Source organism: Actinoallomurus soli (assembly GCF_024055715.1).
Taxonomy (GTDB): Bacteria; Actinomycetota; Actinomycetes; order Streptosporangiales; family Streptosporangiaceae; genus Actinoallomurus; species Actinoallomurus soli.
This window is the reverse complement of the sequence record NZ_JAMXMV010000001.1, coordinates 581,358-601,506: the sequence shown is the minus strand read 5'-3', so window position 1 is coordinate 601,506 and position 20,149 is coordinate 581,358. Positions and strand designations below refer to the sequence as shown.

Genomic DNA, 20,149 nt, shown 5'->3' with positions numbered 1-20,149 from the left:
CCCGCCTGCGGACGTGCAGGCGGGCCCCAGAGGTGAGGCGGCGTCCGTCAGAAGGCTGGGCCGTCGCCTACTTGACCATGTACGTGGATCCCTGGTTCATCTTGAAGGAGCCGTCCGCGTAGAGCACGGGCGAGTGCTCGGTTCCCGGCCGGCTGTACTGCTCGATCTGACAGATCACGTAGCCCCGCGGGTTCGTGCAGTCGACGAGCACGATGGTCGCCCAGTGCCGGTTGGGGTGGTCCCGAAGAGGGCGCAGCCAGTGGACCAGAACCGCTTTCTTCGTGGCCGCCGGTAGCCCGCCTGTCTCCGGCGACCGCACGTGCCTCCAGGGTTGACCTCACCCGCGCGGCCGGCACCCCCGGAGCAATAAGAATCTTTCAGGACATGCGACCACTGTTCGCCAGCCCGTTTGGCGGGATTGGCACGCAAGCGAAAGAGCGACAGGAGATCGGAGTGTTCAGAGCAGGTCGGACCGAATTTCGCTGGGGCGGTTTACCGTGCTGTACCACGGCTGCCGGGTCCTGCCGGGTCGCTTGTAACGGTGGAGCTGTAGGCTTTTCGCGTGTTTCTGGGCGTTTCTTCGATCTGGTGAGGTGACCGTCGACATGCATGATTCTGCGAATGCGGCGGAGTTCCCGAACGCGGCAGAGGCTTTCGATTCGGTGGGGTGGCGTACCTCACGGCGCAGCATGGCCGAGTCTGGGGCGGCGTGTGTGCAGGTCGTCGGGGGGCGGCTGCATGACGATGGGTCGATCACGATGGAGGTGCCCGAGAGATCTTCTGGTGTGGCCGGGGAGCCGGTGATCTTGCGGCCCGCCACCGGTTCGGGCGGGGAACGGGCGCGTGGCGTCGTTGAGTCGGTGCCGGCGATGGGGATGCGCGGCTGGCGGGGTGATGCCGGCGGTGTGGGGCGGGCCCGTGCCGGGACGCACACCGGTGTTGCACCGTATGGGGTTGTTGTGGGTGGGGTGGATGGGCGGCGGTCGGGTCGGTCGGATGAGGTCGCTGGCCTGTCTTCCGGTGGTGGTGTGTTGTCGGCGGAGCAGGTCAAGGATGCCGCCACGGCGGTTGCGGTGCAGGCGCGGGCGGCTGATGAGGCCCGGCTTGAGGCGGCCGGTCCGGTGCCCGCCTGGGAGCTGGGGAGCCGGTACTGCTGGTTGGTGCTTGCCGGTTTGTCGGGCCGGTGGCCCGGGGTGGCCTTGGGGGAAATGAAGACGGCTTCGCAATGGCCGCGCATGACCGGATGGAGGAACCTGGTCGATGCGTTGGCAGCAGCGGAGCCGGGCGCGCACGCCTACGTCCGGTTCGGGCGCTTCGGCGGCGTTGGTCACGCCGTCGCCGTGTATCACACCGGTGATGAGGGTCTGGTATTGATCAACCCTGATCCGTCTGATGACGCCGGGTACACCATCACGATCGGTACCGAGCAGGTGCGTGACTGGCTTGCCGGTGATGTCGGCGGGCGGGAGGACCTGCGACAGGCCAACGCGCAGGTCTCGTTCCGGGATCCGACGGGCCGGGTGGTTCCGTTCGGCGATACCCGGCCGGAATCGGAATCGATCGTTCAAGCCTTGACCGATCCCCTCCACCCCCACACCGGCGCACCCAGGGCCAGAACCACAGCGGAGTGGGCCGCCACCCTCAGACAGCGCATGAACGAACGTCCGCTGACCGGGAACGACCTGCGCGACGTTAGTACAGCGGTGCGTGGGAGGGTCTTCGCGGCGATCGAGCACCAGGCTCCCGGCCAGTTTGTGACGTGGAGTCAACGAATAGCCACCTGGTACGGCCGGGTGGACCATGTACCGCCCGGGACACTGTACTGGCCGATCGTCGAGGGTGCCGACCCGGCCAATGCCGGAGTGCTCCGGCAAGCCGCCACCCTCATACAGCGCATGGATCAAGGCCCGCTGAGCGGGAACGACGTGCGCGACGTTGATCGGAGGGTGCGTGGGAGGGTCTTCGCGACGATCGAGGCGAAGCGTCCCTACACGTATGTGACGTGGCGTGCCGGACAAGCCACCATGTACGGCCGGGTGGACCACGTACCGCCCGGGACACCGTTCCGGTCGATCGCCGAAAGGGTGGAGGAGCTGGATGCAGCCGCCCAGAGTGCGATAAGGGCGGGGATCAGCCCTGAGCAATTCATCGATAATGTTGGTGCGCAGGGTTTCGATGAAGCCACGGCTCGGGCTGCCTATGCCCGTGCCCGTGCCGTCGTCGTGATCCAAGGATGGCCGGCTGGGACGTATGGGCCGGGCGGAGGCGCAGGCGATCAGACGGGTGGTTTTGAGGGACCAGGGCTGGGCGGGCCGTTCGTCTTCCACGCGGCTCTGGATCCCAGAACAGCGAACCAGCACGAAGAACTCGATCGAGCCAATCTCGATGAAGCGATCAGGAAACGTCAAGACACGATCCAAGATCTCGATGGTCAGATCCGTGACCTGACCGCTGATCCGGGCGCCGATCCGACGGCCCTAAAAGAGCTCCGCGGCTCTTTGCGAGATGCACAAGCCCTCTTGGACCGTCTGATCCACGCCCGGAACACACTGAACGCCCCAACCGCGGTCGATCCCGGCCATGACGGTGACGATACGGCCGTTCGGAACATCCAGCCCGCCGATGCCACCGGCAACACCGAACACGACGGAACAGGCCACAACCCGGCCCCCCAGCCAGATGAGGTGGTCGCTGGCCAGTCTTCCGATGGTGGTGTGTTGTCGGCGAAGCAGGTCAAGGATGCCGCCACGGCCGTTGCGCTCGAGGCGAAGGCGACTGATGAGGCCCGGCTTGAGGCGGCCGGTCCGGTGCCCGCCTGGGATGTGGGGAGCCGGTACTGCTGGTTGGTGCTTACCGGTTTGTCGGGCCGGTGGCCCGGGGCGCCATTGGGGGAAATGAAGACGGCTTCGCAATGGCCGCGCATGACCGGGTGGAGGAACCTGGTCGATGCGTTGGCAGCAGCGGAGCCGGGCGCACACGCCTACATCCGATTCGGACGCTTTAGCGGCGTTGGTCACGCCATCGCCGTGTACCACACCGGTGATGAGGGCCTGGTACTGATCAACCCTGATCAGTCCGAGGACGCCGGATACACCATCACGGCCGGTACCGAAAAGGTGCGTGACTGGCTTGCCGGTGACGTCGGCGGGCGCGAGGACCTGCGACAGGCCAACGCCCAGGTCTCGTTCCGGGATCCGACGGGCCGGGTGGTTCCGTTCGGCGATACCCGGCCGGAATCGGAATCGATCGTTCAAGCCTTGACCGATCCCCTCCACCCCCACATCGGCGCACCCAGGGTCAGAACCACAGCGGAGCGGGCCGCCACCCTCATACAGCGCATGAACGAACGCCCGCTGACCGGGAACGACCTGCGCCATCTTGATCCGGGGATGCGTGGGGCGGTCTTCGAGGCGATCGAGTCGCTGGCCCCCGGCAGATACGTGACGTGGAGTGAAGAAAGAGGAAGAGCAAGAGCCACCATGTACGGCCGGAAGCAGGCCGTACCGCCTGGGACACCGTTCCGGTCGATCGCCGTGCGCGCCGACCCGGCCCCCGATGCCGAAGCCGCGGCGCGTCGGCAGGCCGCCACCCTCATACGACTTATGGAGCAAGGCCCGCTGACCGGGGGCGAACTGCGCAACGTTGATCCGGGGATTCGTGGGGCGGTCTTCGCGGCGATCGAGGCGGATTTTCCCGGCATGTACGTGACGTGGCACGAACGAAGAAGAGGAAGACCCGCCACCATGCACGGCCGGAAGCAGGCCGTACCGCCTGGGACACCGTACCGGTCGATCGCCGACCTGGCCAGGGCCGAAGAGCCGGTGCATCGGCAGGCCGACCTCCTCATACAGCGTATGAATGCAGGCCCGCTGACCAGGGACGAACTGCGCAACGTTGATCCGGGGATTCGTGGGGCGGTCTTCGCGGCGATCGAGGCGGATTTTCCCGGCAGGTACGTGACGTGGAGCGCAGGAAGAAACACCATGTACAGCTGGGTGCAGCACGTTCCGCCTGGGACACCGTACCGGTCGATCGCCGAAGGGGTGGAGGAGCTAGATCCAGCCGCCTGGACTGCGGTAGGGGACGGGATCAGCCTTCAGCGATTCATCGATGATCTTGCTGCGCGGGGTTTCGATGCAGCCACGGCTCGGGCTGCCTACGCTCGTGCCGTCGCCGCAGGCCAAGAACAGCCGGCCGAGACATACCAGCCGGGCGGGGGTGCAGGTGATCAGACGGGTGGTTTCGAGGGGCCAGGACTGGGCGGGCCGTTCGTTTTCCACGCGGCCCTCGATCCCAGCACGGCGAAACTCGATCGAGCGCATCTCGACGACGCGATCAGGACACGCGAAGACACGATACAAAATCTCCAGGGTCAGATCCGTCAGCTGACCGCCAATCCGGACACCGATCCGGCCGTCATCGAAGAACTCCGCGGCTCTTTGCGAGATGAACAGGCACTCTTGAAGCCTCTGATCCGAGCCCGGGACACACTGAACGTCCCAAGCGCGGTCGATCCCGGCCATGACAGTGGCGACACGGCCGTACTGAACGCCCGGCCGGCCGATGCCACCGGCAACACGGAACACGACGGAGCAGGCCATAAGCCCGCCCCCCACATCACCTTCAATCCCTACGACCGCCACAACTGGTGGTCGAGCAGCCGCAGCGCCAGAGACTCCAACGGAGAGCTGATTCCTGACAATGAGCAGAAATGTGTCAGCGCCGCCGTCCTGATCCGCTGACCTGGGCGCCGGCGGTGGGACCCCGCCCGTAAACGGCTGTGCATGCCGCTGATCTTTTTCGTCAACGTCGCCCGGCACCGGTGCCCGCTCCACGTGTGATCGAGGAACAGCCGGCCTGAAACAACGAACGAGGGGCACCCCCGTATATCGGGCGTGCCCCTCAAGGTTCGGTCGGTCAGACGAGCGGGCGGGCGGTCGGCGGGATCGGGGCCGGGAGGGCCGAGTGGCCCGTCAGCCACTTGTCCACCGCCGCCGCCGCGGAGCGGCCCTCGGCGATGGCCCAGACGATCAGCGACTGGCCGCGGCCCATGTCGCCGGCGACGAACACGCCGTCGACCGAGGTGGCGTAGGCGGTGTCGCGGACGACGTTGCCGCGCTGGTCCAGCTCGACGCCGAGCTGCTCCAGCAGGCCCTCGCGCTGCGGGCCGAGGAAGCCCATCGCCAGGGTGACGAGCTCGGCCGGGATCTCCCGCTCGGTGCCCTCGATGGGCTCGAAGCCGGTCTCCGGGCCGCGTACGTCGACGACGCGCAGGGCCCTGACGCGGCCGTTCTCGTCGCCGACGAACTCCAGCGTGTTGACCGCGTACGCGCGCTCGCCGCCGAGGTCGTACAGCTCCTCGTGCGCCGACTCCATCTTGAACAGCATCGGGTACGTCGGCCACGGCTGGCTGCCGGGCCGGGTCTCCGGCGGGCGCGGCATGATCTCCAGCTGGGTGATCGACGCGGCGCCCTGGCGGACGGCGGTGCCGATGCAGTCCGCGCCGGTGTCGCCGCCGCCGATGACGACGACGTTCTTGCCCTTGGCGGAGATCGGCGTGTCGGTGATGTCGCCCTCCTGGACCTTGTTGGCCAGCGGGAGGTACTCCATCGCCTGGTGGATGCCGTCGAGCTCGCGGCCGGGCACCTTAAGGTCGCGCCAGACGGTGGCGCCGCCCGCGAGGACCACGGCGTCGTACGAGGCGCGCAGCTCCTCGGCGGTGACGTCGGCGCCGATGTTCACCGAGCAGCGGAAGTCGGTGCCCTCGGCGCGCATCTGGGCCAGGCGGCGGTCCAGGTGCGCCTTCTCCATCTTGAACTCGGGGATGCCGTAGCGCAGCAGCCCGCCGGGGCGGTCCGCCCGCTCGTACACGACGACGTCGTGGCCGGCGCGGGTGAGCTGCTGGGCGGCGGCCAGGCCGGCCGGGCCGGAGCCGACGACCGCGACCTTCTTGCCGGTCCGGACGGACGGCGGCTGCGGCGTGACCCAGCCCTCGGCGAAGGCCCGGTCGATGATCTCCACCTCGACCCGCTTGATGGCCACGGGGTCGGAGTTGATGCCCAGGACGCAGGCGGACTCGCACGGCGCCGGGCACAGCCGCCCGGTGAACTCCGGGAAGTTGTTCGTGGCGTGCAGCCGCTCGATGGCGTGACGCCACTCGTCCCGGTGGACGAGGTCGTTCCACTCGGGGATGAGGTTCCCGAGCGGGCAGCCGTTGTGGCAGAACGGGATCCCGCAGTCCATGCAGCGGGACGCCTGCTTCTCCAGGGAGCTCTTCGGGAAGTCCTCGTACACCTCGCGCCAGTCGCGGATCCGAACGTCGACGGGGCGACGCTTCGGAAGCTCCCGCTGATGGGTCAGGAAACCCTTCGGGTCAGCCATGTCTCCCCCTTCACCCGTTGCTGGCCATGACGGCCTGGTCGGCGTCGCGTCCCTCGGCCTCCGCGGCGGCGCGGGCGGTCAGGACCCTCTTGTAGTCGCGCGGCATGACCTTGCTGAACCGGCCGGCCGCGGTCTCCCAGTCGGCGAGCAGCGCGGCGGCCACCGTCGAACCGGTCTCGGTGTGGTGACGTTCGACGATGTCCCGCAGGTACGCGAGGTCGTCGGCGTCGAGCGGGTCGAGGTCGACCATCTCGGTGTTGAGACGCTCGGGCCGCAGGTCCAGGACGTAGGCGATGCCGCCGGACATGCCGGCCGCGAAGTTGCGGCCGGTCGGGCCGAGGACGATCGCCCGGCCGCCGGTCATGTACTCGCAGCCGTGGTCGCCGACGCCCTCGACGACGGCGGTGGCGCCGGAGTTGCGGACGCAGAACCGCTCGCCGACCACACCGCGGACGAACGCCTCACCGGACGTCGCGCCGTACAGCATGACGTTGCCGGCGATGATCTGCTCCTCCGCCTTGAACGGCGCGTCGGCGGGCGGGCGCACGGTGAGGCGGCCGCCGGACAGGCCCTTGCCGACGTAGTCGTTGGCGTCGCCGATGAGCCGCAGGGTGATCCCGCGCGGCACGAACGCGGCGAACGAGTTGCCCGCCGAGCCTGTGAAGGTGACGTCGATCGTGTTGTCGGGCAGGCCCTCCCCGCCCCACTTCTTGGTCACCTCGTGGCCGAGCATCGTGCCGACGGTGCGGTTGACGTTGCGGATCGGCATCTCGAGCGTCACCTGGTCGCCGTAGGCGATGGCGCCCTCGGCGAGCTGGATCAGCGTGTTGTCCAGGGCCTTCTCCAGGCCGTGGTCCTGCACGGTGACGCGGCGCAGCGCCGCGCCGTCGGGCAGGTCCGGGCGGTGCAGGATCGGGCGCAGGTCGAGCCCGGCGGCCTTCCAGTGGTCCACGGCCTCGGCGGTGTCGAGCAGGCCGACCTGCCCGATCGCCTCGTCCAGGGACCGGAAGCCGAGCGCGGCGAGGTACTCGCGGACCTCCTCGGCGATGAACTCGAAGAAGTTGACCACGAACTCCGGCTTGCCGCTGAACCGCTTGCGCAGCTCCGGGTTCTGGGTCGCGACGCCGACCGGGCAGGTGTCGAGGTGGCAGACGCGCATCATCACGCAGCCGGAGACGACCAGCGGCGCGGTGGCGAAGCCGTACTCCTCGGCGCCGAGCAGCGCGGCGATGACCACGTCACGGCCGGTCTTCATCTGCCCGTCGGTCTGCACGACGATGCGGTCGCGCAGGCCGTTGAGCAGCAGTGTCTGCTGGGTCTCGGCGAGGCCGAGCTCCCAGGGCGCGCCGGCGTGCTTGATCGAGGTGAGCGGCGAGGCGCCGGTGCCGCCGTCGTGCCCGGAGATCAGGACGACGTCGGCGTGCGCCTTGGACACGCCCGCCGCGACCGTGCCGACACCGACCTCGGCGACGAGCTTGACGTGCACGCGCGCCGCGGGGTTGGCGTTCTTCAGGTCGTGGATGAGCTGGGCGAGGTCCTCGATCGAGTAGATGTCGTGGTGCGGCGGCGGGGAGATGAGCCCGACGCCGGGGGTGGAGTGCCGGGTCTTGGCGATCCACGGGTACACCTTGTGGCCGGGCAGCTGGCCGCCCTCGCCGGGCTTGGCGCCCTGCGCCATCTTGATCTGCAGGTCGTCGGCGTTGGTGAGGTACTCCGAGGTCACACCGAACCGGCCGGAGGCCACCTGCTTGATCGCCGAGCGACGCAGGTCGCCGTTGGCGTCGGGCGTGAACCGCTCGGGGTCCTCGCCGCCCTCGCCGGTGTTGGACTTGGCGCCGAGACGGTTCATCGCGATCGCGAGGGTCTCGTGGGCCTCGGCGGAGATCGAGCCGTACGACATCGCGCCGGTGGAGAACCGCTTGACGATCTCGGAGACGGACTCGACCTCCTCGATCGGCACCGGCGGGCGTACGCCCTCGCGCAGCTTGAACAGGCCGCGCAGGGTCATCAGCCGCGCCGACTGGTCGTCGACGAGCCTGGTGTACTCCTTGAAGATCTCGTAGCGGCGGCTGCGGGTGGCGTGCTGCAGCTTGAAGACCGTCTCGGGGTTGAACAGGTGCGGCTCGCCCTCACGGCGCCACTGGTACTCCCCGCCGACCTCGAGGGTGCGGTGGGCCAGTTCGTTGCCGCCCGGCGGGAACGCCCGGCGGTGGCGCTGCGCGACCTCCTCGGCGAGGACGTCGAAGCCGACGCCGCCGAGGCGGGAGGTCGTGCCGGCGAAGCACTCGGCGAGGACCTCCTCGCCGAGGCCGACGGCCTCGAAGATCTGCGCGCCGGTGTACGAGGCGACCGTGGACACGCCCATCTTGGACATGACCTTCAGGACGCCCTTGCCGTACGCCTTGACGAGGTTGCGGACGGCCTTGGCCGGCTCGATCTCCAGGACGCCGGTGGCGACCAGGTCCTCGACGGTCTCGATCGCGAGGTACGGGTTGACGGCGGAGGCGCCGTACCCGATGAGCAGCGCCATGTGGTGGCACTCGCGGGCGTCGGCGGCCTCGACGACCAGCCCGACCCGCGTGCGGCTCTTCTCCCGGATCAGGTGGTGGTGCACCGCGCCGGTGAGCAGCAGCGACGGGATCGGTGCCTGGTCGGCGGTCGCGCCGCGGTCGGACAGGACGAGGAGGCGGGCGCCGTCGCGGATCGCGGCCGACACCTCGGCGCAGATCTCCTCCAGGCGGTGCCGGAGCGCCTCGCCGCCGCCGGTCACGTCGTACAGGCCGGACACGACGTACGGCTGGAAGTCCGCCCGGTCGCCGTCGTCGTTGATGTGGATGATCTTGGCCAGTTCCTCGTTGTCGAGGATCGGCGTGGGCAGCACGAGCCGCCGGCAGGACTCCGGGCCGGGCTCGAGCAGGTTGCCCTCCGGGCCGAGCGTCGACTGCAGGCTCGTGACGAGCTCTTCGCGGATGGCGTCCAGCGGCGGGTTCGTGACCTGGGCGAACAGCTGCTTGAAGTAGTCGAACAACTGCCGCGGGCGGTCCGACAGCGCGGCCAGCGGCGTGTCGGTGCCCATGGACCCGATCGGCTCGGCGCCGCTCTTCGCCATCGGCGCCAGGATGATCTTCAGCTCCTCATTGGTGTAGCCGAAGACCTGCTGGCGCTTGACGAGCGTCTCGTGCGAGGGCACGTCGCCCTCGTGCAGCTCCTCGACGACGCGCAGCTCGCGCTCGGGCAGCTCCCCGAAGCGGACGAGGCCGTCGCGGAGCCACTCGGCGTACGGGTGCTCGCGGGCGAGCTCGGCCTTGATCTCGTCGTCCTCGACGATGCGGCCCTGCGCCGTGTCGACGAGAAAGATCTTGCCGGGCTGCAGGCGGCCCTTGCGGACGACCTTCGACTGCTCGATGTCGAGCACGCCGGCCTCACTGGCCAGCACGACGAAGCCGTCCTCGGTGACCCAGAAGCGTCCCGGGCGCAGGCCGTTGCGGTCCAGGACCGCGCCGACGACGGTGCCGTCGGTGAAGGTGACGCTCGCCGGGCCGTCCCAGGCCTCCATCAGCGTCGAGTGGAACTCGTAGAAGGCCCGCCGCTCCGGGTCCATCTCGGTGTGGTTCTCCCACGCCTCGGGGATCATCATCAGCACCGAGTGCGGCAGCGACCGGCCGCCGAGGTGGAGCAGCTCCAGGCACTCGTCGAAGGAGGCCGTGTCGCTGGCCTCCATGTCGATCACCGGGAAGATCCGGGACAGGTCGCCGGGCAGCAGGTCCGACTTGAGCAGCGCCTCGCGGGCCCGCATCCAGTTCCGGTTGCCCTTGACCGTGTTGATCTCACCGTTGTGCGCGACGAACCGGTACGGGTGGGCCAGCTCCCACGCCGGGAACGTGTTGGTGGAGAAGCGCGAGTGCACCAGCGCGATCGCGCTGCTGTAGCGCCGGTCGGACAGGTCCGGGAAGAACGGCTCCAGCTGCGGGGTCGTCAGCATCCCCTTGTAGACGATCGTGCGGCTGGACAGGCTCGGGAAGTACACCCCGGTGTCCTGCTCCATGCGCTCGCGGGCGCAGAACACGATCCGGTCCAGCTCCAGCTCCCGTGCGCCGCTGCGGGCGCTGAGGAACAGCTGGGCGAAGTGCGGCATGACCGCGCGCGCCGTCGGCCCGGTGAACTCCGGGTCGTACGGGAGCTCGCGCCAGCCGAGGACGGTCAGGCCCTCCTCGTCCGCGATCCGCTCGACGGTCGCGACGGCCTCGGCCCGCGTCGCCTCGTCGGCGGGCAGGAACGCGATGCCGGCGGCGTACGCGCCCGCCTCGGGCAGCGCGAACCCGGCGACCTCCCGGAACAGTGCGTCGGGGAGCTGGGTGAGGATTCCGGCACCGTCGCCGTCGTCCGGCTCGGCGCCCTTGGCACCGCGGTGATCCAGGTTACGCAGGACGGTCAAGGCCTTGACGATGATGTCGTGGCTCTTACGACCATTGAGGTCGGCGACCATGCCGACGCCACAGGCGTCATGCTCACCTGCGGGGTCGTACAGACCTTGACGCTCAGGGCGTCCCCGGCCCGGAATCATGGCAGCAGGCACCATCAACCCTCCCGTCGTCTCGTTACGCTCCTCATCAGTGCAGTCCGGGACGACGTTGGCCCACTGCGGTGACTAGAGATTACAACACTGCCTGATTCATCCCCGACGCGGCATGATCGCGAAACTTGCACAATCTCCCGCATCTTGGTTCAACCGAGCACTTCGCCCGGTTGTTCCGGTCGGCGGTCGACCGTGCGAAACGTGGGTTGAGCTGCCGTGATGCCGGCGGCGGCAGCGCCGCCGGCAGGCTCGATCAGTTGGAGCCGACGTTCCGGCTGAACAGGAACGTCTTGCCCGCCCGCTCGGTGAGCGACGCCGGGGCGATGGTGTCGGGCTCGGACGCGTTGCCGTCCGCGGCGCCCGCCCAGCCGATCACGACGAAGTGGCCGTACGCGCCGCCGGACGCGCCCGTGGCCCCCTTGCCGAACCGGTCCACCGGCGAGGCGCCCGACACGGGCAGGAAGAAGCCCTTGTTCCCCGCCTGCGGGTCCAGGTCCTGGATCAGCGTGTTCGCGGCGTTGACGTCTCGCAGGTTGAAGATCACCAGCTGACCGACCCACTTCTGGTCCGACGAGACGTACGCGGCGCGGATCGCCTGGGTGCAGCCGTCGCCCTGCAGTGCCGCCTTCAGCGCCGGGCCCCACACCGTGCTCGCGCAGTCCGCGTCCAGCCGCCCGTTGCCCTGCAACTGCATCGTGATGTGCTCGATGTTGTTGGTCTGGGCCTTGGCCTCGGCGTCGCCGAACACCTCGTCCGTGGTCATCGGCTTGGAATCCTGGGACGCGGTGTTCAGGTTGTTCCACAGCGACCAGGACTTGGTGGCGTTGTAGTACGACGGCTTGGACTGGCCGCCCGCCGAGCCCGGCTGCCCGGCCGCCGGCCCGCCGGCTCCCGGCGTCGCCACCGCGGCCGGCGTCGTCCCCGACTTATTGTCGTCGTTCCCGCCGCTGGAGGCCGCGTAGTAGACGCCGCCGAGCACGCCGCCGACCACGACGACCGCCGCCGCGATCACCCCGAAGACCATGCCGCCGTTGCCCTTCTTCGGCGGCGGTCCCATCGGAGGCTGCCCCATCGGACCCATCGGGCCCATGGGCGGCTGCCCCATCGGGCCCATCGGAGGCTGCGCCTGCGGCGGCAGCATCTGCGGCTGCCCCATCGGCATCCCGGCCGCCATCGTCTCCTGGTGCTGCCAGCCGGCCCCGGACGGGCCGTATCCGCCCTGCGGAGGCGGCGCGCCCCACCCGCCGGACTGCCCGCCAGGAGGCTGCTCGCCCCACCCGCCGGGCTGGCCGCCAGGGGGCTGCTCGCCGGGGCCGTTGGGCGGGTACGGGTAACTCATATCGCGATCTCCTCTGACGACATCGCCTCTTCGATGGGAGAAGCCTAAGGTCTGGTTCCCTGCAGTTTGGGCGAATCGCGACACCTCTAGGCTTGGCGGCATGTCTGAGGTGCCCGAGGAGGCCGCGCGGATCGTCGAGGGCGTCGGTGCCCGCCGCCTGCGCCATGCCCTCGCTCTGCTGACCGGTGATCGTTCATGGGACGCCGACGCGCTCGTCCGGGCGACCGCCGCGCCCCGCCGGGCGATCGACGCGCTGCTGACCGCGCTCGGAGACGACCTGGAGGACGGGCGGATCCGCCGCGACCGGGCGGACGCCTACCGACCGCTGGCCGCCCCGGCGGTCATCGCCGACCCCGTCGCCCACCTCCTCCCCGACCACGCCGAGATCGTCGCCGAGATGGCGGCGCTGATCGCGGCCGCGCCCCGCGCCCGTACCGCGCTCGACCACGTCGCGGCGACCGCCGACACGGCCGTACGGCGGGCGCTGCTGCTCGGCGCCCGGTTCTGGCTCGGTTCCGCGCGGCTGCTGTGCGTCGGCGACCACGACCTCACGTCCCTCGCGGTCGCGCTGACGCACCCCGGGGTCGAGATCACCGTGGTGGACATCGACGACCGCATCCTGGAGTTCATCGGCGAGGAGGCCGCCCGGCGCGGCCTGCCGATCCGCTGCCGGTTCGCCGACCTGCGGCTGGGCCTGCCGCCCGGCGCGCGGGAGTGGGCCGACCTGGTCTTCACCGATCCGCCGTACACCCCCGACGGCGTCGCGCTGTTCACCCGGCGCGGCCTGGAGGGACTGCGCGACCGCGACTCCGGACGGGTACTGGTCGCGTACGGGGCCAGCGAGGGGACCCCGGCGCTGGCACTGAAGGTCCAGGAGGCCCTCGGGCCGCTGCACCTGGCGTACGAGGCGATCTGGCCGGACTTCAACCGCTATGACGGAGCACCGGCGATCGGCTCCGCCAGTGACCTGTACGTCCTGCGCCCCACGAGCCGCACCTGGAAGGCGCTGGGACCCGCCGCCGCGGGCACCCGGATCTACACGCAGGGCCCGCAGGCGGTGGAGGCCCCGGAGCGGCCCCTGGAGGCCGCCGTCACCGAGCCCGCCGACCTGCTGGTCGGCGACTGGCCGAAGGGATTCGCGCCCGGAACGCCGCGCGTGCACCTGGCGACCTGGCTCGCCAAGCCGTACGCCGGCCGCACCGGGGACGTCGTCATCGCGCTCCCGGCCGGGTACGACGCGCTGCTGCCGCGGGTGCTGCTCGCCTCGCGCGCCGAGCGGGTGCGCGTGCTCACCCCCGCGGTGCTCCCCCGCTCCCTCAAGGGCGTGCTCTCGGCCGTGTACCACCTGAAGACGGCGCCCGGCGAGATCGTCGCCTCCCGGATCGAGGCGCCCGGCGGCACCGGAGCCGTCCTCCGCCACATCCTGGACCGGCCGCACAACCGGATCGCGGGCTCCTGGCGCGAGGGTCTCATCCGGCACGCCTCCGGCGACCTGACCAAGAACCAGGCGCGCGCCCGCATCCAGGAGGCCGCCCCCTGGCTCGGCGACGCGACCGTCCTCGACCTGCCCGCCCACCGGCTCGCCGGTCTTCCCGACGCCGTACGGCAGGCACTCGACGCCTGACCCGGCCCGCACGGCCGCAAGCGAGCGGGGCCGGCGACCAGGCCCCGGGCCCTTGTCAGCCCTGTCCGCCCTTGTCGGCGACACGCTGGACGATGGCGGGCGGAGGGCCGATCGTGACCAGCAGCGACACCAGCTTCGGGTCGGTCTCGCCGCCCGAACCGTCCGCGCGCCGGACCCAGGTGATCACCGCGTAGTGGCCCATCGCCACCCCGCGCGCCGTGCTGAAGCCCTGACCGTACGCCGCGTCGCCGTCGCCCAGTGGGCGCACGAACCCGTCGCCGGACCGCGGGTCGGCCGCCGCGACGAGCTTGTCGGCGGCCGTCGAGTCCGCCAGGTTGAAGATCGCGACCAGAGCCGAGAAGCCCTTGTCCTCGTACGCGCCGCGCGTCACCTGCGTGCAGCCCGACTGCTGCAGGAGCTGGGCGAGCGGCCGACCCCACACGGCGTCGGCGCACCGGGCGTCCAGCTTGGACGCCGTCAGCTTCAAGGACGCCTTCGCATCCCGGTCCGAGATCGTCTTCTCGTCGAAGACCTCGTTCGCGGTCAGGGGGCGGGGGTCGGCGGTGCGCTTGGCGATCGGCGCGAACACCGAGGTCGTGGAGGCCGCGGAGTAGGTCGAGGGCAGCGTGCCGCCGGCGGGCGCCGCGGCCGGCTGCTGCTCGGACGGCTTCCGATCGCCGTGGGTCAGCACCACCAGGCCCGCGACGGCGATGAGCGCGACGACGAGGACGACCCCGGCCGCGGCGAAGTACGCGACCGGCGGCAGCGCGCCGGGGCCCTTCTCACCACGGGCGGGCCGGGCCGGCAGCTTGATCGCGGGGAGCCGGAGCGACCGGCGTGACGGTCGCGGCGTCTCCTCCTCCGGATCGCGCTCCCCCTCGCGGCCGGGCGGCCGCCCGCCGTTCCACGCGGCAGGCTCCTGCCCCTCCCAGGTGGGGGGCTGCCCGCCGTTCCAGGCCGGCTGCTGCCCCTCCCCGGCCGGGGGCCGTCCGTGGCCCCACGCGGGCGGCTGCTGCGCCTCCGGCGGCGGAGCGTGCCCGCCGTTCCAGGCCGGAGGCGACCCCGCGCCCCACGGCCCGGGCGGCGCGCCGTACCCCGCGGGGGGCTGCGAGGCCTCTCCCTCGGGGAGCGGCGGGGGGTCCTGGTCCGCGGGGCCGGCGGGCGACGCCGACCGGCGGCGCGGCCGCCTATTCACCGGCGAGGACGAGTCGTTCCCAGACGAAGTCGTCGGCCCGCTCGATGGCGATACTGGCGTCCAGGAGTTCGTTCATCGTCTGCGGCTGGGCACCGCCGGCCTTCTCCACCCAGCTGATGACCACGTAGTGGCCGTACGCCTGGCTGTAGGCGGCGCTGAAGCCGCCGGTGAAGTTCGTCGATCCCTTCACCGTGAACGGTGAGACGAAGCCCGCGCCGCTGTCGGGGTCCAGGTCGCGGACGATCTGCTCGGCGCCCTGCAGGCTCGCGAGGTTGATCGCGATGAACTGGCCGACGTACTGCTTGTCGTTGCTGACGTACGCGCCGCGGGCGATCTGGGTGCAGCCGTACTTCGCCAGGTCGCCCTGGAACTCCTGGCCCCAGGTGCCGGTCTTGCAGTCTCCGGCGAGATCCGACCCGGCGAGCGTGAAGGTGTACTTGCCGTGGGTGACCGTCTTGTCGTCGTCGCCGAACACCTCGTTCTTGTTCAGCGGGCGCTTGTCCTTGGTGCGGTCGGCCAGCTTCTTCACCTGCGGGTTCGCCGGGGTGTTGACGTACACCTTGGGCAGCACCCGCACCGCGGCGGCGGCCTGCGGCTTCTTGTCGCCGCCACCGCCCATCGCCACGACCGCGACGACGGCGACGATGACGAGCACGGCCACCGCGGCGCCACCGATGATCAGAAGGTTCCGCTTTGAACCCCCCTCGGGGGTCTGTGCGGCGCGGCGTCCCCGGGACGGCCGACCTTGCTCGCGGTCCTCGTAACCCATCTCGCTCACGAGGCGTGAGCTTAGCGAACCTCCATCGCCGAGATGTCCATATCGCCGTTCTGCCCTAGTTTGCGGCGCTTTTTGTGGCGCAGCCCACGGGCCGATCCGGAGCACACTCCACGGGCCGACGAGCGTCCGCCGGCCCTGCGGAGCGGTCGATCAGGTCCGGCGGGCCGCCGACGGCCGGCCGGCCGTGTCGGCCTGCGCGGCCGCGGTCTCCTGAGAGACCTCCTCGGCGTCGGCGGCGTCGGACGCTCCGGCGTCCGACGTCTCGTCCTCGTCCCCTGCGGCCGATTCGCCGGTCGCGGTGGCGGGCGCGGCCTCCGTACGGTCGCCGTCCGCGGGCTCACCGTCCTCGGCCTCGGCCTCGGGGGCGTCTGCCGCCTCGGCGTCCTTCGCCTCAGGTGACGTCGCCCCGGCTTCGGCGGCCGTCGTGTCCTCCGGATCGGTGGCCTCCGCGTCGGCCACGGCGGGCGCGACGGCCGCCGGCTCCGGCTCGGATCCCGTCTCCACGACCGGCTCGGAGTCCGCCGGGTCCGCGATGGCGGTGGTCGTGGTGGCCGTCGCCGTGTCGCCGTCCACGGTGGCGGGTTCGGCCGGGCCCGCGGCGGCTTCGCCGGCGTCGTTCGCCGAGCCCAGGGCGCCCGGCGGGTTCTCGGTCCGGTGCCGCTGGAGGTACATGTAGCCCACCGCGCCGAGGAACACGATCAGGCAGGTCCAGTCGTTGAGCCGCAGGCCCAGGATGTGGTGCGCCTCGTCGATGCGCAGCCATTCGATCCAGGCACGGCCGACGGTGTAGGCGGCGACGTACAGCGCGAACGTGCGGCCGTACGCCAGCCGGAACCGCTTCTCCGCCCAGATGACCAGGACGGCCACCCCGATGCACCAGAGGCACTCGTAGAGGAAGGTCGGCTGGTAGGTGGCGATGTCGGCGTACTTCGCGTCCGGCGGGCGGTGCGCGGGGTCGATCTTCACCGCCCACGGGAGCTTGCTCGGACGGCCGTACAGCTCCTGGTTGAACCAGTTGCCCCAGCGTCCCATCGCCTGGGCGAGGGCGATGCCCGGCGCGGCGGCGTCGGCGAACACGCGCAGCGAGATGCCGCGGCGGCGGCAGCCGAGGTAGGCGCCGAGGGCGCCCAGGGCGATGGCCCCCCAGATGCCCAGCCCGCCGTTCCAGACCTTGAGGGCATCGACGGGATGACGCCCGTGCCCGAAGTACAGCTGGTGATCGGTGATCACGTGGTAGAGACGGCCGCCGACCAGGCCGAACGGCACCGCCCAGACGGCGATGTCCAGGACCGTGCCCGCCGTGCCGCCGCGCGCCGCCCAGCGCCGGTCCCCGAGCCAGACGGCGATGATCACCCCGATGATGATCATCAGGGCGTATCCGCGCAGGGGGAGAGGGCCCAGGTGGATGCTCCCCTGCGACGGGCTGGGGATGAAGGCGAGCGGCTGCTGCATGGGAAGTGAGATTACCGTCTGACGGGCGCGCGGAGGCGCGGCGACGGTGAAGATCGGGCGTCGAATGCGCGGCGTACCGCATGCTCGGCGACCGCGAGCCACGATGGAGCCGGAGTCCGCATCTCGGCGACCCCGAGGACACGGTGGACGATCCGGCGGTGGCCGGGAACACGAGAAGGGGGCCGCGACCGGTGGTCGCGGCCCCTCGTCCGTCCGGCCGTTCGCGACGGCCGTCGGCGGGCGGCGCGATGGTGGGCGCCGCCCGCGACCGTCACTTGGCGGGCTTGCTCGGCGTGGCCGACGCCGACGGGCTCACCGAACCGCTCGGCGTGGCCGACGCCGCCGGGCTCGGCGTGGCGTCGACGGGCTTGGCGGCCAGGACGGCCTTCTCCAGCGCGGACGGCTTGAGCAGGACGTTGGTCAGGTCCAGCGACTGACCGTCGAGGAACACCGTCGGGGTGCCGCTGACCTGGCGGGTCTGCTCGGCGTAGGTCGTCATCGCGTCGACCTGGCTCTGCTTCTGCAGGCCCTTGACGCACTGCTCGAAGGCCGGCGTGTCGAAGCCCAGCTTGTTGGCCCAGCCGATGAGGTCCTTGTTGGAGAAGCCGTTCGAGCCCTCGGCCGGCTGGTTCTTGTAGATCATGTCGTGGTACTGGACCCACTTGTCCGCCGGAGCGCACAGCGCCGCGTTGGCCGCCCGCTGGGAGTTGCCGCGGATCGGCTCCGACTGCTGCTTGAACAGCCAGAACGGGTAGTAGATGACGTTGACCTTGCCCTCGGCCGCGAGCTTCTTGACCGTGTTGCCGCTGGTGCTCTCCATCTCGTGGCAGATGGGGCACTGGAAGTCCTCGAACATCTCCAGCTTGGGCGCCTTGACGCCGGGCTTGCCCATCAGGATCCCGCCGTCGGCCAGGCGGGTCGCCGGCGCGATCGCACCGCTGTAGGTGTTCCTGTTGTTCCTGTTCACCAGGTACACGGTGAGGATCACGGCCAGCGCCACGATGGCGAGGGCGCTGATGGCGATGGTCAGGGCGCGCATCCGCTGCTGCTTCTGCGCTTGGCGCTTGCGCTCCTCTGCCAGCCGCTCGCGGGCCGACCGCTGTCGAGCGGCCTTACTCATCTGGTCTCCTAGTCGAATATCCGGTCAGCGCTCGAACCGTCCGGCGCTCAGGCGTACATCCCGAGCACCCGGTCGAGCGCGAATTTGCCGCGCGGGTACAACATCAGCCAGGCGGCGAGAACGAGGAAGCCGAGGTCTCTGAAGACCTCTCTAAGGTAATGGGTCTGGCCCTTGGCCACCGTGCCGCCGCCCCCGAAACAGCCACAGTCGATGGAAAGCCCACGGGCGGCCACCGAGATGATCCCGGCGATGAAGACGACGAACAGCAGACCCACGCAGATCGCCATGACCCGCGTGGCGAAGCCGAGCAGGATCATCACGGCGAGGACCATCTCCAGCACCGGCAGGCCGAGGGCGACCGGGGTCACCGCGCCCTGCGGCAGGATCCGGTACGCGGAGACCGCCGTCTTCTGCAGCGCGGCGGGCTCGGTGAACTTCGCGTACCCGGCGGTGCCGAGGATGCCCGCGAGCAGGACCCGCACGACGAGCGTGATCCAGTGCTGGTAGCGCTCGGGCAGGGCGGGGACGCGGATCCGTCCGGCCAGGCCGGTCCGGCCCTCGTCGACGTCGGCCTTACCGCGCCCGGGGCCGGTCCTGGTGTCGGTGGCGCGCGTCTTCCCGCCACCCGATCCGCCCTTGCCGCGTCCGGGCGGGGTCTTTCCGCCCGCGGGCCCGGACGCCCGTTTGGTGGCCCTGGTCCTACGCCCTGCGGAGTCAGCCTTGGTCGCCACTGTCGTTCCTCACCCTGGTCATGATCCCGGCGCGCGCCAGCATAGGCGACGGGAATGTAAGGACGCCGTCAAAGCACGAGGTAGATCCTGTCACCTCCGGGCCGGGCACGGGCCTTTTATCGCCGCACGCCCGCGGCGAGTTCGGCCGTGAGGCGGCGCACGGCGTCGAGACCTGCGTCGAGCGACGGCGCGTCGAGCAGCCGGCGGATGAACGCCGAGCCGACGATCACGCCGTCGGCGAAGCCCGCGACCTCCGCGGCCTGCTCGCCGTTGCTGACACCGAGGCCGAGCCCGACGGGCAGCGAGGACGGCTGCGTCATCGCCTTGCGAGTGCGCTCGACCAGGTGCGCGGCGCCGGTGTCGACGGCGGAGCGCGCCCCGGTCACGCCCATGAGGGAGGCGGCGTACACGAAGCCGCGGCACAGAGCGGTGATCTTGGCCAGGCGCTCGTCGGTGGAGCTGAGCGCGACGAGGAACACCCGGTCCAGGTCGTACGCGTCGGAGGCGGCCAGCCACGGCTCGGCCTCCTCCGGCGTGAGGTCCGGCGTGATCAGGCCGCAGCCGCCCGCCGAGGACAGGTCGCGGGCGAAGGCGTCCACGCCGTACCGGTCGACGGGGTTCCAGTAGGTCATGACGAGGGTGCGCACCCCGGTGGCGGCGACCGCCTCGACCGTGCGGAACACGTCGGCGACCCGGATGCCGCCGGTCAGCGCCTGGTGGACGGCGTCCTGGATGGTGGGGCCGTCCATCAGCGGGTCGGTGTACGGCAGGCCGATCTCGATGACGTCGCAGCCCGCCTCGACCATCGTCTTCGCGGCGGTGACGGCCCCCTCGAACGAGGGGAAGCCCGCCGGGAGGTACCCGACCAGCGCGGCGCGTCCCTCCGCCTTGGCCTGCTCGAACGCCGTCGCGACGGTGCGCGCCGGTGCGCCCTCGGTCCGCTCCATGCTCTC

The 20,149-nt window shown here is 70.6% G+C and carries 12 protein-coding genes; 2 read left to right on the top strand and 10 right to left on the bottom strand.

Annotated features, from left to right (window positions below):
- Nucleotides 1–67 precede the first annotated feature (67 nt).
- The gene (locus NDW01_RS02810; protein WP_252816240.1) at nucleotides 68–319 is read right to left on the bottom strand and encodes a hypothetical protein; all 252 of its coding nucleotides are present in this window, start codon (nucleotides 317–319) and stop codon (nucleotides 68–70) included.
- A 274-nt stretch (nucleotides 320–593) separates the two neighbouring features.
- Here NDW01_RS02810 and NDW01_RS02805 point away from each other — a divergent pair, with 274 nt between their 5' ends.
- A complete protein-coding gene (locus tag NDW01_RS02805; protein ID WP_252816238.1) occupies nucleotides 594–4,742 on the top strand; it encodes a hypothetical protein in 4,149 nt (1,382 codons plus the stop codon).
- A 175-nt stretch (nucleotides 4,743–4,917) separates the two neighbouring features.
- Here NDW01_RS02805 and NDW01_RS02800 read toward each other — a convergent pair whose 3' ends face one another.
- From NDW01_RS02800 to NDW01_RS02790, 3 genes are all read right to left on the bottom strand, one after another.
- Nucleotides 4,918–6,381 carry a glutamate synthase subunit beta gene (locus NDW01_RS02800; protein ID WP_252816236.1) on the bottom strand — a complete coding sequence of 488 codons (1,464 nt, stop codon included), beginning with the start codon at nucleotides 6,379–6,381 and terminating at the stop codon, nucleotides 4,918–4,920.
- 10 nt (nucleotides 6,382–6,391) lie between these two features.
- Complete coding sequence (gltB, locus tag NDW01_RS02795; RefSeq protein WP_252816234.1) at nucleotides 6,392–10,960, bottom strand: glutamate synthase large subunit; 4,569 nt, start codon at nucleotides 10,958–10,960, stop codon at nucleotides 6,392–6,394.
- A 250-nt stretch (nucleotides 10,961–11,210) separates the two neighbouring features.
- Nucleotides 11,211–12,296, bottom strand: a complete 1,086-nt coding sequence (locus NDW01_RS02790; RefSeq protein ID WP_252816232.1) for a hypothetical protein — start codon at nucleotides 12,294–12,296, stop codon at nucleotides 11,211–11,213.
- A gap of 100 nt (nucleotides 12,297–12,396) precedes the next feature.
- On the opposite strand from NDW01_RS02790, the gene NDW01_RS02785 reads away from it, so the two are divergent.
- A complete protein-coding gene (locus tag NDW01_RS02785) occupies nucleotides 12,397–13,920 on the top strand; it encodes a bis-aminopropyl spermidine synthase family protein (protein ID WP_252816231.1) in 1,524 nt (507 codons plus the stop codon).
- 55 nt (nucleotides 13,921–13,975) lie between these two features.
- Here the strand turns inward: NDW01_RS02785 and NDW01_RS02780 are convergent, their stop codons facing one another.
- The 6 genes from NDW01_RS02780 to trpA all read right to left on the bottom strand — a co-directional run bounded on the left by NDW01_RS02780 (nucleotide 13,976) and on the right by trpA (nucleotide 20,143).
- Nucleotides 13,976–15,115, bottom strand: coding sequence for a hypothetical protein (locus tag NDW01_RS02780; RefSeq protein ID WP_252816229.1), 1,140 nt, complete (start codon nucleotides 15,113–15,115; stop codon nucleotides 13,976–13,978).
- Nucleotides 15,108–15,893, bottom strand: coding sequence for a hypothetical protein (locus NDW01_RS02775; protein WP_252816227.1), 786 nt, complete (start codon nucleotides 15,891–15,893; stop codon nucleotides 15,108–15,110). The genes NDW01_RS02780 and NDW01_RS02775 overlap by 8 nt, the downstream gene beginning before the upstream one ends.
- Before the next feature lie 150 nt (nucleotides 15,894–16,043).
- A complete protein-coding gene (lgt, locus tag NDW01_RS02770; RefSeq protein WP_252816225.1) occupies nucleotides 16,044–17,345 on the bottom strand; it encodes a prolipoprotein diacylglyceryl transferase in 1,302 nt (433 codons plus the stop codon).
- 271 nt (nucleotides 17,346–17,616) lie between these two features.
- Complete coding sequence (locus NDW01_RS02765) at nucleotides 17,617–18,465, bottom strand: DsbA family protein (protein WP_252816223.1); 849 nt, start codon at nucleotides 18,463–18,465, stop codon at nucleotides 17,617–17,619.
- Between the two features lie 47 nt (nucleotides 18,466–18,512).
- The gene (locus tag NDW01_RS02760; protein ID WP_252816219.1) at nucleotides 18,513–19,196 is read right to left on the bottom strand and encodes a MauE/DoxX family redox-associated membrane protein; all 684 of its coding nucleotides are present in this window, start codon (nucleotides 19,194–19,196) and stop codon (nucleotides 18,513–18,515) included.
- 116 nt (nucleotides 19,197–19,312) lie between these two features.
- A complete protein-coding gene (trpA, locus tag NDW01_RS02755; RefSeq protein WP_252817351.1) occupies nucleotides 19,313–20,143 on the bottom strand; it encodes a tryptophan synthase subunit alpha in 831 nt (276 codons plus the stop codon).
- Between the last annotated feature and the right edge of the window lie 6 nt (nucleotides 20,144–20,149).

What these genes read in the sequence shown, in the direction of transcription:
- NDW01_RS02785 (WP_252816231.1), top strand. Translation starts at nt 12,397, where the DNA reads ATGTCTGAGGTGCCCGAGGAGGCCGCGCGGATCGTCGAGGGCGTCGGT.
- NDW01_RS02800 (WP_252816236.1), bottom strand. Translation starts at nt 6,381, where the DNA reads ATGGCTGACCCGAAGGGTTTCCTGACCCATCAGCGGGAGCTTCCGAAG.
- trpA (WP_252817351.1), bottom strand. Translation starts at nt 20,143, where the DNA reads ATGGAGCGGACCGAGGGCGCACCGGCGCGCACCGTCGCGACGGCGTTC.
- gltB (WP_252816234.1), bottom strand. Translation starts at nt 10,960, where the DNA reads ATGGTGCCTGCTGCCATGATTCCGGGCCGGGGACGCCCTGAGCGTCAA.
- NDW01_RS02790 (WP_252816232.1), bottom strand. Translation starts at nt 12,296, where the DNA reads ATGAGTTACCCGTACCCGCCCAACGGCCCCGGCGAGCAGCCCCCTGGC.
- lgt (WP_252816225.1), bottom strand. Translation starts at nt 17,345, where the DNA reads ATGCAGCAGCCGCTCGCCTTCATCCCCAGCCCGTCGCAGGGGAGCATC.
- NDW01_RS02765 (WP_252816223.1), bottom strand. Translation starts at nt 18,465, where the DNA reads ATGAGTAAGGCCGCTCGACAGCGGTCGGCCCGCGAGCGGCTGGCAGAG.